The sequence below is a fragment of the Burkholderia sp. RF2-non_BP3 genome (assembly GCF_001522185.1).
GTDB lineage: Bacteria > Pseudomonadota > Gammaproteobacteria > Burkholderiales > Burkholderiaceae > Burkholderia > Burkholderia diffusa.
Genome location: NZ_LOSU01000063.1, coordinates 178,322 through 190,394 on the forward strand (window position 1 = coordinate 178,322; position 12,073 = coordinate 190,394).

10 protein-coding genes and 1 pseudogene are annotated in these 12,073 nt (G+C 67.0%); 3 read left to right on the forward strand and 8 right to left on the reverse strand.

Features of this window, described 5'->3' with window-relative positions:
• Positions 1-3: 3 nt before the first annotated feature.
• From WS45_RS29265 to WS45_RS35485, 6 genes are all read right to left on the reverse strand, one after another.
• A complete protein-coding gene (locus tag WS45_RS29265; protein ID WP_059702930.1) occupies positions 4-1,470 on the reverse strand; it encodes an aldehyde dehydrogenase family protein in 1,467 nt (488 codons plus the stop codon).
• Positions 1,471-1,502: 32 nt separating this feature from the next.
• Entirely contained in the window at positions 1,503-2,522 is a 1,020-nt protein-coding gene (locus tag WS45_RS29270; RefSeq protein WP_059702933.1) for a hypothetical protein, read from the reverse strand.
• Positions 2,523-2,563: 41 nt separating this feature from the next.
• Positions 2,564-3,058, reverse strand: coding sequence for a hypothetical protein (locus WS45_RS29275; RefSeq protein ID WP_059702935.1), 495 nt, complete (start codon positions 3,056-3,058; stop codon positions 2,564-2,566).
• A gap of 114 nt (positions 3,059-3,172) precedes the next feature.
• Entirely contained in the window at positions 3,173-4,102 is a 930-nt protein-coding gene (locus WS45_RS29280; RefSeq protein ID WP_059532357.1) for a LysR family transcriptional regulator, read from the reverse strand.
• Positions 4,103-4,241: 139 nt separating this feature from the next.
• The gene (locus WS45_RS29285) at positions 4,242-5,492 is read right to left on the reverse strand and encodes an MFS transporter (protein WP_059702960.1); all 1,251 of its coding nucleotides are present in this window, start codon (positions 5,490-5,492) and stop codon (positions 4,242-4,244) included.
• 135 nt (positions 5,493-5,627) lie between these two features.
• A complete protein-coding gene (locus WS45_RS35485) occupies positions 5,628-5,921 on the reverse strand; it encodes a hypothetical protein (RefSeq protein ID WP_156437338.1) in 294 nt (97 codons plus the stop codon).
• Positions 5,922-5,997: 76 nt separating this feature from the next.
• Between WS45_RS35485 and WS45_RS29290 the strand changes: the two genes are divergently transcribed.
• Positions 5,998-7,482, forward strand: a complete 1,485-nt coding sequence (locus WS45_RS29290; protein ID WP_059702937.1) for an aminotransferase class V-fold PLP-dependent enzyme — start codon at positions 5,998-6,000, stop codon at positions 7,480-7,482.
• Between the two features lie 179 nt (positions 7,483-7,661).
• On the opposite strand, the gene WS45_RS29300 is transcribed toward WS45_RS29290, so the two are convergent.
• A complete protein-coding gene (locus WS45_RS29300) occupies positions 7,662-8,777 on the reverse strand; it encodes a DJ-1/PfpI family protein (RefSeq protein WP_059702941.1) in 1,116 nt (371 codons plus the stop codon).
• An 88-nt stretch (positions 8,778-8,865) separates the two neighbouring features.
• Between WS45_RS29300 and WS45_RS29305 the strand changes: the two genes are divergently transcribed.
• On the forward strand, positions 8,866-9,876 hold the full coding sequence (locus WS45_RS29305) for a GlxA family transcriptional regulator (protein WP_059702943.1): 1,011 nt from the start codon (positions 8,866-8,868) through the stop codon (positions 9,874-9,876).
• Positions 9,877-10,172: 296 nt separating this feature from the next.
• Positions 10,173-11,705, forward strand: coding sequence for an amino acid permease (locus tag WS45_RS29310; protein WP_059702962.1), 1,533 nt, complete (start codon positions 10,173-10,175; stop codon positions 11,703-11,705).
• Positions 11,706-11,827: 122 nt separating this feature from the next.
• Here the strand turns inward: WS45_RS29310 and glyA are convergent.
• Positions 11,828-12,073 (reverse strand): annotated as a pseudogene (glyA, locus tag WS45_RS29315) (serine hydroxymethyltransferase); the annotation flags it as partial.

Genomic DNA, 12,073 nt, shown 5'->3' on the forward strand with positions numbered 1-12,073 from the left:
GCCTCAACGCTTGAAGTGCGGCGGCACCTTGCCGTCGACGTTGACCCACACCGAGCGCGCTTCCGTGTAGTCGTGCATCGCCTCGAAGCCCATCTCGCGGCCGTAGCCCGACTTGCCGATGCCGCCGAACGGGCTGCCCGGATTCACGCGCTTGTAGCAGTTGATCCAGCACATGCCCGCGTCGATCCGCGACGCCATCTTGTGCGCGCGGGACAGATCGTTGGTCCACAGGCCGCTGCCGAGCCCGTATTCGGTCGCGTTGGCAATCGACAGCGCTTCCTCGTCGCTGCCGAAGCGCAGCACGGTGACGAACGGGCCGAACACTTCCTCCTGCGCGACGCGATCGGCGGCGCTCTTCGCTTCGATGACGGTCGGGCGCACGTAGTAGCCGTCGGCGAGCGCGGCATCCTGCGGCGCGCTGCCGCCCGCAAGCACGCGGCCGCCCTGCTCGCGCGCGACATCGACGAACGACAGCACGCGATCGAGGTGCTGCTTCGACGTCAGCGGGCCCATTTCGGTGTCCGGGTCCAGCGGGTTGCCGACGCGGATCGACGAAGCCAGCGACACGAAGCGCTCGAGGAATGCGTCGGCGATGCGTTCATGCAGCACGAGACGCGAACCCGCGATGCACGCCTGCCCCTGGTTGTGAAAGATCGCCCACGCGGCGCCGTTGATGGCGGCATCGAGGTTCGCATCGTCGAACACGATGTTCGCGCCCTTGCCGCCCAGCTCCAGCTGCACGCGCTTCAGGTTGCCCTGCGAGGCCGCGACGATCCGGCGGCCCGTCGCCGTCGAACCGGTGAACGCGATCTTCCCGACGCCGGGATGTTCGGCGAGCCGCTGGCCTGCCGTGTGACCGTAGCCGGGGACGATATTGACGACGCCCGCGGGGAACCCGACCTCGGCCATCAGCTCGACGATGCGCAGCGTCGACAGCGGCGTGATCTCCGACGGCTTGAGCACGACCGTGTTGCCGGCCGCCAGCGCCGGGCCCATCTTCCAGCTCGTGAACATCAGCGGGAAATTCCACGGCACGATCTGGCCGACGACGCCGATCGGCGCGCGCTGCACATAGTTCAGGAAGCCGGTTTCGACGGGAATCACCGAGCCCTGCAGCTTGTCGGCCATGCCGCCGAAGTAGCGGAAGCATGCTGCCGTGCGCGGCACGTCGAGCGCGCGCGAATCGCGAATCGGATGACCGGTGTCCAGCGATTCCAGTTGCGCGAGTTCCTCGGCGTTGGCTTCGATCGCGTCGGCAAGGCGCAGCAGCAACCGGCCGCGTTCCGCCGCCGCCATTGCCGACCACTTCGGGAACGCGCGGGTGGCGGCTTCGACCGCCAGGTCCACGTCCGCCGACGTGGCCGCGGCGATCTTCGCGATCAGCGAGCCGTCGTGCGGATTGAGCACGTCGATGGTGCCGCGCTCGACGGCATCGACGAAGCGCCCGTCGATGAAGAGTTGGGTTTGCATGAATCGTCCTCGATTTATTGCTGAAGTGCTGCTCAGAACGCGATCGGATACGGCGCCAGCTCGCCGCTCTCGTATCGCTGCGGCAGGTCCGGCGTCGCGTTTTCCCAGACCAGCAGCATCGAGCGCTTGGTCGAGTAGCCCTGGTGCCGGATGTCGGCGGGCATCGCGCAGATGTCGCCGGCCCGCATCGTGATGCGCGCGCGCGGCGCGCCGGTGTTCTTGTCGCCGATGTCCCACACGATTTCGTCGGACAGTTGCAGGAACCATTCGACGCGGTCGTTGCCGTGGAACACCGGCAGGATGAATTCCTCGGTCGTCGGGCAGAACAGGCTGCGCCCGCACACGGACGTGACCGACGGATTCCACGTCACGTCCGAACGCGACAGGTACTTGAACAGGTTGAACGCGTGCAGTTCGCCTTCGAAGCCCGGCTTCACGTGCACTTCCGGCTCGTCCTGGCCGACGTCGAGGAACGCGCGGTTGACCGGCAGCGCGTCGCGCAGCGGCGAGTCGCCTTCGAGGCCCGGCATGCGGCGCGTCGCGATGCGCGTGCGGTCGATCGCCGCGCCGTTCTCGCCGTGCTTGCGCCCGAACGCCGTGCCGGTTTCCTCGGGCGCGGCGAACGGATCGAAGCCTTCGTTGGTCCAGTCGTGCAGCATGGCCTTGAAGGTCGCCATGATCGTCGGCGTTTCGAACGTCTCGGTGTAGTCGACGCCGGCTTCCTTCAGGATTCCGTTGAACGTGCCCGCGTAGACGTCGACCTTGCCGTAGTGATTGCGCGTGCCGAACACGTGATCGAAGTTCACCCAGCCGTAGAAGAAGCCCCATGCGACGTCGCGCATCATCGCGCGCAGGAACGCGTCCGCGGGCATCGCATGCGTGCGCGTCCGGCCTTTCGCCGGCCAGCTGATCTTCACGAAGTATTCGTCGCGCTGGAACGCGAACTCGCCGAGCTGGAAGCGGCGGTAGCCGGTGACGGCATCGGCTTCCGTGGCCTGCACCAGATCGGCGGCGAAGCCGGCGGAAAGATCGAGGGTCTCGAGGGTGGCCATAACGTGTCTCCTGGAATATTTGAACGGGGCAGTCGGATGTGTCAGTGCAGGCAGATGTCGGCCCACTTCTCGACGGACAGCTCGCCGAGCACGGTCTGCACGAGCGCGACGCCCGGCGTGCCGGCTGCGAAGCGATACGCGCAGCCGGCCGGCAGCAGTGCCTGATGCCCCTTGCGCAGGACGACGTAGCCCATCTCGCGGCCCGCCGGCTGCGTGCCGGCGCTCACGGTGCCGCGACCGGTGGTCGGCGGGTTGTCGAGCTTGATGAATTCGATGCGGACTTCGCCATCCATCTGGATCGCGAATTCGTCGTGCGCGCACGCGAACCAAGGCGACTGGCCTTCGGTCCGCAGCACTTCGATCACGTATTCGAGGTTCTTGCCGGCGACGACCTTTTCGTAAGGCGCCGACTTCGATGCGATCTCGAAGACGTTCGAGAAGGCGTAGTGTTTTGCGCTGCCGCTGGTGATTTCGATCTCGCCCTTGGCGTGGCTGTCGAGCGAGCCAAAGACGGTGTGGAATGCCGTGTCGGTCATTGCTGTCTCCTGAGTTGAACCGCTTGTTGGATTCAACTCTAGGGGCAAGGGCGCCCCTCAACAAGGCAACGGACCGCGACTACGGCATTTGCGATTCGCGAATAATCGCTTCGTTCAGCGAACCCAGCCGCGCTCGAGCAGCGGACGGTCCCACGGCGACTCGTCGCCGATGTATTCGACGAGGAATTCGACCAGCGCCTTCACCTTCAACGCCTGTCGCTGCGTTGCGGGATAAACGGCGGCGAAGCTCAGCGGCGCGATCTGGAAATCGGTGAGGATGGGCACCAGCCGGCCCGCGACCAGCGCGTCGCTCGCAACCAGCGTGGGCAGGCACACGACACCGCCGCCGGTCAGCGCATATTCGCGCAGCAGGTGCACGGAGTTCGAGCGGATCATGCCGGGCAACTCCATTTCGACGACCTCGTCGCCGCGCGTCAGGGTCCAGCGGTTGCGCGACGGATAGCCGGAATACAGCGCCGTGGTGTGCTGCAGCAATTCGCGGGGATGTTGTGGCGCACCATGCGCTTCGAGGTAGGCCGGCGCCGCGCAGAAGAGGCGTCGGACCACGAACAGTCGCCGCTCGATCAGCGACTCGGATATCGGCGGGAAGATCTGGAACGCGATGTCGAACCCTTCTTCGACAGGGTCCACGACACGGTCATTGACGATGATGTCGAGCTGAATTCCCGGGTAGCGGCGATTGAACTCGGCGAGAGGCACGCCGAAGTGGTCGAGCGCGAAACCGGGCAGCATCTGGATACGCAGCCGTCCGGTCGGCGTCGCGCGCAGTTCGCGCATCTGGTCGGTCAGCTCGTTGACGCGCCCGACCACCTCGGCGCATTCGCGGTAGAACGTCTCGCCCACTTCGGACAGGCGCACGTGGCGCGTGCTGCGATGGAACAGCGGCGCGTTGACGAACTTCTCCAGCTGCTGGATGCGGTTCGTCACGACCGAACTGGTGACCCCAAGCTGTCGCGCCGCTTCCGCGAAACTGCTCGCCTCCGCGACCCTGACGAACGCCTCGATGCTCAGAAACCGGTCCATGCTGCGCCCTTTCCGAAAGCGAAACCGGCAGTCTAACCGCACCGGCCGGCCGGGTGGGTCAAGCCGAACGCGTCACACTGTCACCGGGCGGGTGTCAATCCCGCCGGCGCCCCAGGCGCGGGTAACGCCGCGCGATACATTACGGCTGCTTGCCCGCCGACAGCTCCGGCTGCAAGCCCACGCGACGCTGCAGCACGGCCGGCGCGGTTTCCCGCAGCAGCAGGCTGACCACGATGCCGAGCAGCACTGCGCCCATCGGCAACCACAGAATGTTCTGGATCCCGAAGTGTGCGGCGACGTAGCCGCCCATCGCCGGTGCGATGCCGCCGCCGAAGATCTCGCCGCAACCGACCACCACGCCGATCGACGTCGACACGAGGCCGACGGGCGCGGCTTCGGTCGCCACCGGGCCCGAGAGCAGCGACACCAGCCCGAGCGTGAAGAACGACGCGACGAACAGCACCGCGAACAGCACGAGCGGCTGCGGACCCAGCCCGCGGAAAACGTAGAGCATCACCGCCGTGCCTGCGAAACCGACGATGCTCGCGAGGCGCCGGCCCACCAGGTCGGACAGGCCCGGCAGCCCGAACTGCCCGAGAAAGCCGCCGAAGCCGATCGCCGACACCACGAGGCCCATCTTCTGCGTGCCGAGCGCAAGGTAATCCGTCAGGTACAGCGGCAACAGCGCGCCGAGCACGAACACGCCGGTCATCGCGCAGCACAGCGCGGCCATCGCGACGAGGATGTTGCGGCTCTTCAGCACGTGGCCGAGCGACGCCGGCGCGTGTTCCGTCACCACCTCCTTCGCGCGCGTCGGTTCGCGGATCACGAAGAACATGATCGCGCCGAGGATCAGCCCGGGAATCGCCACGAGCGCGAACACCCAGCGCCACGACACGACGTTGAGCAGCTGCGTCGCGATGATCGGCGACAGCGCGAGCCCGAACAGCGCGAAACCGCTTTGCTGCAGCCCGAGGTTCAGGCCGCGCCGCCGCGGATGCGACGCGTCGGCGGTGGCCGCGAAGCTGGTCGGGCAGAACGAGCCTTCGGCGACGCCCATCAGGCCGCGGATCGCGATCAGGCCGAGCAGCCCGCCCGCGAGCCCCGAGAAGCCGGACAGCAGCGAGAACGCGATGATCGCCGGGATCAGGACCTTGCGGCGGCCGATCTTGTCGGAAATGCCGCCCATCAGCGCCGCGAAGATGCCCCACGACAGGCCGAGCACGCCGATGCAGTTGCCGACATCCTGCGCGGTCAGGTGCAGATCCTTCATGATCGAAGGGAACAGCGGCGCGATGAGCCAGCGGTCGAGGCCGACCAGCCCGAAACCGAGCGCCAGCAGCGTCACCGCCTTCCACTCATAGGAGGTATCCCACTCGTTTGCTTTCATGTCCGTCTCCGTGGACCGGTCCGCCTGCACGCGCCGGGGGCGTCCGTGCATGAGCCGGGTCCGTTGTCTTGTGTGTGCGATGCGACGTGAGTCGCGAGGAAGTGGCGGCCGCCTGTCCGGTTGCAGGCGTCGAATTCAATCAGCCGACGCCCGAACGATAGGTGCGCGCACGCAGATCGGGTATGGAACAACCGGCGAACGCGCCATTCGCGAAACGCAAATAATCGGCGGATCGCTGCGGGAGACGTCAGCGGACAGCGCGGAACGCGCGGCGCGCACCGGCGAAACGGCGCGGATGCGTGCGTCACCGGGGGAATCCCTCATGGACATCGACGGATCGTTGCCGGGTGCCCCCAGGCGGCGACAGGATCCGATTCCATCCAGATCGGCTTCGATGGAATATTTTTCTTCAAATTGGCGAACATCCAACCGTTTTTGGATCCTTTTTCCCCGCTCCTCCTCGTATCATTTCTCCCGTTACGAAAAGAACGAGCCAGAGAAGGACATGAGCGATACCACCCCGCTGCACTACCTCGACTACGCGGCCACCACCCCCGCGGATCCCCGCGTGATCGAAGCGATGACGGCCTGCCTCGGTGCCGACGGCATCTTCGGCAATCCCGCGTCGAGCTCGCACGCCGCCGGCCGGCTGGCGAAGGAAAAAGTCGAGCATGCGCGCGCGCAGGTCGCCGCGCTGATCGGCGCGGATGCCGACGAGATCGTCTGGACGTCGGGCGCCACCGAATCGAACAACCTCGCGCTGAAAGGCTATGCGGAGACCGCGACCGACAAGCGCCACCTGATCACGAGCCGCATCGAACACAAGGCCATCCTCGACACGATGGCGAACCTGTCGAAGCGCGGCATGACCGCGACCTGCCTGTCGCCCACCGCCGACGGCGAAATCACCGTCGACGCCGTGGCCGCGGCGATCGGCCCCGACACGGGCCTCGTGTCGCTGATGCTCGTCAACAATGAACTCGGCACGCTGACCGACATCGGCGCGATCTCGCGCATCGTGCACGCGGCCGGCGCGCTGCTGCACGTCGACGCCGCGCAAGCGCTCGGCAAGACGCCGATCGACGTGCGCGCGCTCGGCATCGATCTGCTGTCGATGTCCGCGCACAAGGTGTATGGCCCCAAGGGCATCGGCGCGCTGTTCGTCCGCCGCGAGATCGCCGACCGCATCGCGCCGCAGATCCACGGCGGCGGACACGAGCGCGGCCTGCGCTCGGGCACGCTCGCGACGCACCAGATCGTCGGAATGGGCACCGCCTGCGAGCTGGCCGCCGAAAAACTCGAGCGCGAAGCCGTGCGGATCGCGGCGCTCAGCGCACGCCTGAAGGACGCGCTGCTCGCGCTCGGCGGCATCACGCACAACGCGGCGGCGGCACGCCGCATCCCGCACACGTTGAGCCTCACGGTGAATGTGCCGGGCTTCTTCCCGTTCATGCTCGGCGATGCGCTCGCCGTGTCGTCGACCTCCGCGTGCAATTCGATGAGCGGCGCGCCGTCCCACGTGTTGACCGCGATCGGCCTCGACGCCGAAGCGGCGAGCCGCACGGTGCGCGTCAGCTTCGGCCGCTTCACGACGGAGCAGGACGTCGATTTCGCGATCGCGTGTTTCGCGCGCGCGCTCGAGCAATGCCGTGCCGCGACGGCGACCGGGTTCGCCGCATCGCGACAGATCACGCCGGCGGACCTGAAGGCGATCCGCAACGCGGGCTTTCGCGCGGTGATCTGCAACCGGCCGGACGGCGAAAGCGCCGATCAGCCGGCCTTCGAGGAAATCGCCGCCGCCGCGCGCGAACTCGGCCTCGACGCGCGCTATCTGCCGGTCGAACGCGACCGGATCGGCGACGCGGAAGTCGATGCGTTCGGCGCGCTCGTCGATGCGCTGCCGAAGCCCGTGCTCGCGTATTGCGGAAGCGGGAGCCGCGCCGGAATGCTGTGGGATCGGCTGACGGAGCGGCGAACGGCAACGGTCTGAATGCAATTCGTTCGTCACGACGCATCGCCCGCGTTCGCGCTCAACGCCGAATGCAAGTCGGTGGAAGGCGCGCGCGATGGGCTGCGCGCATTTCCGCTGGCACACGCCGGGCTCGTCGAGCGGAACATCATTCCGCTCGGGCGTTGTTTGCTTCGGAGGGTCCATCAGCGCCGCAGCCGCTACCGCGCATACTCGAGTTGCAGGGCCACCCAGTCCGACGTCGCGTCGCCGTAGCGCGCCGCGACGTCTCCGAGCACACCGGGCAGCACACCGTCACCCCGCCGTCCCGCGGGAATCGTGACGCGCGGGTGGCCGGTATCGGCCGGCTGCGTCAGGAGGCGCAGCCCGTGCTTCGATTCGATCACGCGCGCGTCCGCCGTTGCGACGACGTCGCTGCGCCACGTCCGCGCCCATGCGTCGGCGCTGAGCGCAACCGAGAGTTCATCGAATCCGCTCGCGACCGGCAGGTCGAACGTCCGATGCCGCCAGAACGCGACGCGATTCGTCAGCGCGGTCGCCACGGCACGCGCGGTCAAACCGAACCGGCTGCCGTCGTGAACGTCGCTCCATCCCTCGGCGCCGATGTTGCGTGCCGCTTCGCGCGCCACCGCCGGCCCCGCCAGTGCATTCACCAACGCAAGCGACGCGGGAATCGACGCCGACACGCCGGCCGTCGTCATCACGTTGCCATCCATCACGTAGCGTCGATCGTCGAGCCACGCGGTATCGGCAAAACGGCGACGCAGCCCGGCACGCGAGTACCAGTGCGCGGTCGCCATACGGTCCCGCAACAACCCGGCGTTCGCGAGCACCGCCGCGCCATCGCAGATCGCCACCATCGTGGCGCCGGCAGCGGCTTGCTTGCGCAGCCATGCCAGCACGGCCGGCCGGTCGGCTCGATGCAGCGCAGGCACGATCACGATGTCGGCCCCCGAAGGCACGGCCGCGTCGAATCGGTCGAGCGTCGTATCGGCCAGCATCCGCAGGGCGGGCATCAGTTCGACCGCGCTGGCGTCGACCGACACAGCCACGACATCGGCAGCGCCCGACGTCTTCAGAACCGCGTACGGGACCATGAAATCGGTCGTCTCCGTTCCTGCGTTGTCCGCGACGATCGCAACGAGCGGCCGCGTGCGACCCGCTTTCGGTGCGTTCACGGTCAGCGTTTGCGTGACCGTTCGGGCGCCGTGCGCGACCGACGGCCCGGGCTGCCCCGACATGCACGCGCCCAGCACCGCGCACACGATCAGCACCATTGCCACGCGTGCCGCCCCGTTTCTGTTCCGTTCCCGCATCGCCCACCCGAGTCAATCGATTGCATGTCCGGAAAATTACAAGGATCATGCTCGCGGTCACAAGGACAACTCCACCGCACTTTCCGCCATGTCCCAGTCAACCGGTTCGGCGCGCGACATCGTCGTCGTCGGCTTCGAAGGCGTCCAGTCACTCGACATCACGGGCCCGATGGAAGTGTTCGCCGTCGCGAACCGTCACCTTCCCGGCCATGTCCCGTGCTATCGGCTCACGCTCGCGTCACAGCATGGTCGCGACATCGTCACGCATGCGGGCCTGCGTCTTGCCGGCCCGACCGCGCTTGCGGCCTTGCCCGAACGCATCGACACGATCGTCGTCGCGGGCGGCAGCGAAGCGGCGCTGCGACACGCGGCGTCGAACGCCGGTGTGCTGCCGTGGCTGCGCACCCGGATGGCGAACACGCGGCGCATCGCGAGCATCTGCACGGGCGCGTTCGTGCTCGCCGCGGGCGGATGGCTGGACGGCAGGCGCGCAACCACGCACTGGAATCAGTGTGCGACGCTGCAGGCGCTATGCCCTGACGTGCGGGTCGAGCCGGATGCGATCTACGTGAGCGATCCGCCGTTTCATACGTCGGCCGGCGTGACGGCAGGCATCGACCTGTGTCTCGCGCTCGTCGAAGCCGACTGCGGCGCGCCGACCGCGCTCGCGGTCGCACGCGAGCTCGTGCTCTTCATGCACCGCCCCGGCGGACAGGCGCAATTCAGCGTCGGCCTCGACATCCAGGCAAACGCGACACCGCCGATGCGCGCGCTGCTCACGTCGATCGCCGACGACCCGACCGGCGACCTCGGCGTCGCCGCGCTGGCCGCGCGCCTGCACATGAGCGAGCGGACGTTTGCGCGCAATTTCCTCAAGGAGACGGGGCTTCCGCCCGCGCAATTCGTGCTGGCCGCGCGCGTCGAGCGCGCGAAGGTGCTGCTGGAGCGGGCAGACTGGCCGCTCGAACGGGTCGCGCAACGTTCGGGGTTCGGCAGCGTGGATGCACTGCAACGTGCGTTCGCGAAGCGGGTCGGGATAACGCCGCGCGACTACCGCGCGCGCTTCGGACCGAAACACGGCCGGCAGCAAATCGAGTAGGCCGTCCCGGGTATTCCCCGGCCGACTCACGCCCCGGTCCGTACGGATTTCTTACAAAACTTCACCCCGCCATGTGATGCCCCCGAACGGTGCACGCATCCTGAGTTTCACCGCATTGCCGAAATCCGATATCGCCGCGAGATTTGGCTTCATACCGTTCCCGTATCGGACCGGCACGCGACCGTCGTCACCGCATGACATCGCGCGCCGCCGACGAATTCCAGGAGCGGGCCGCCGTGCCGGGCCCGGGCAGCGATGACGGTCCTGCCTCGCAGGACATTCGTGACGGAGCGAACATGGACGCGAAAATCCAGCCTGATACAGGCACCGACAGTGACGTAAGCCTTCTCCACAAGATGGGATACGCGCAGGAGCTGTCGAGACGCATGAACGGCTTCTCGAACTTCGCCGTGTCGTTTTCGGTGATCTGCATTCTGTCGGGCGGCATCACGGCGTTTCAGCTCGCGTTTTCCGCGGCCGGCGGCGCATCGATCGGCCTCGGCTGGCCGCTCGGCTCGCTGTTCGCGCTGATCGTCGCGGTGTCGATGTCGCAGATCGCGTCCGCGTTTCCGACCGCCGGCGGCCTCTATCACTGGGGCGCGATCCTCGGCGGGAAGAAATGGGGGTGGATGACGGCATGGCTGAACCTGATCGGCCTGATCTTCGTGATCGCGGCAATCAACTTCGGCACCTACGATCCGTTCTTCAAGACGCTGATCGCACCGATGTTCGGCGTCAGCCCAGACAGCCTGACATGGTGGCATCAGACCGCGTTCATCGCGGTCATCACCCTTTCGCAGGCAGTCCTGAACGCACGCGGCATCAGGATCGCGAGCAAGATCACCGACCTGTCCGGCTATCTGATCTTCGTCGTGACGATCGCGCTGGTCGTGTCGCTGCTGGCCTACTCGCCGGTCGCGTTCGACCTGCATCGGCTCGTCACCTTCACCAACTACACGGGCGTCGACGGCGGCGCCTGGCCGAAACAGGCCACGCCGCTCGCGTTCCTGTCCGGCCTGCTGCTGGTGACCTACACGATCACGGGCTTCGACGCATCCGCGCACACGTCTGAAGAAACGCACGACGCGGCGAAGAACGTGCCGCGCGGCATCATCGGCTCGGTGTTCTGGTCCGCGGCGTTCGGCTACGTGATGGTGTGCGCGTTCGTGCTCGTCATGCCGGACCTGACCGCCGCGATGAAACAGGGCACCGGCTTCTTCGAAGCCATCCTCGCGCCGATTCCGAAGACGTTGCGCGTGTGCCTCGAACTCGCGATGTTCTTCATCAACTACGTGTGCGGGCTCGCGGCGATCATGTCGACGTCGCGCATGATGTACGCGTTCGCGCGCGACGGCGGGCTGCCGGCGTCGAAGCTGCTGCGCAGCGTGAATCACAACCACCGGACGCCCGGGCCCGCGATCTGGACGTGCGCGGTGCTTGCCATCGTCGTCACGCTGTACGGCGACGCGTTCTCGGTGTTGAGCGCGGGCAGCGCCGTGTTCCTGTTCATCTCGTATGCGATGCCGCTCGGCTCGGGGATGCTCGCCGAAGGCCGCACGTGGACCGAAAAGGGGCCGTTCCAGCTGGGCATCTGGTCGAAGCCGTGCGCGCTGCTCGCACTGGTGGGCGCCTGCGTGCTCGCATACGTCGGCATCCAGCCGCCGAACGAGAAAGTGCTCTACGTGCTCGTCGCATTCGTGGCGGCGCTGATGGTCATCTGGTACGGCTTCGGTGTGCGCAAGACCTTCGCCGGGCCGCCGATGCTCAAGGACACGCGCAATGACGAGCGCATTCGCGAACTCGAGGCGAACGTCGATCCGACGGTGTGACGCGACACCAGTTCGCGCACAGCGCAAAAATCCGGCTCGCGATTTGCGAGCCGGATTTTTTTACGTCGTTTCGGTGCGGACGAGGTTCAACCGCGCTGGCGGTTGAACCCGATTGCCGCGACTTAGCCGTAGACCGGGAAACGCTTGGTCAGCTCCGCGACCACACCGCGCACACGCTCGATCGTCGCCGCATCTTCCGGCGCTTCCAGGACGTCGGCGATCAGGTTACCGACCGTCTCTGCTTCCGCCGCGCCGAAGCCGCGCGTCGTCATCGCCGGCGAGCCCAGACGAATCCCGCTCGTCACGAACGGCTTTTCCGGATCGTTCGGGATCGCGTTCTTGTTCACCGTGATGTGTGCCGCGCCCAG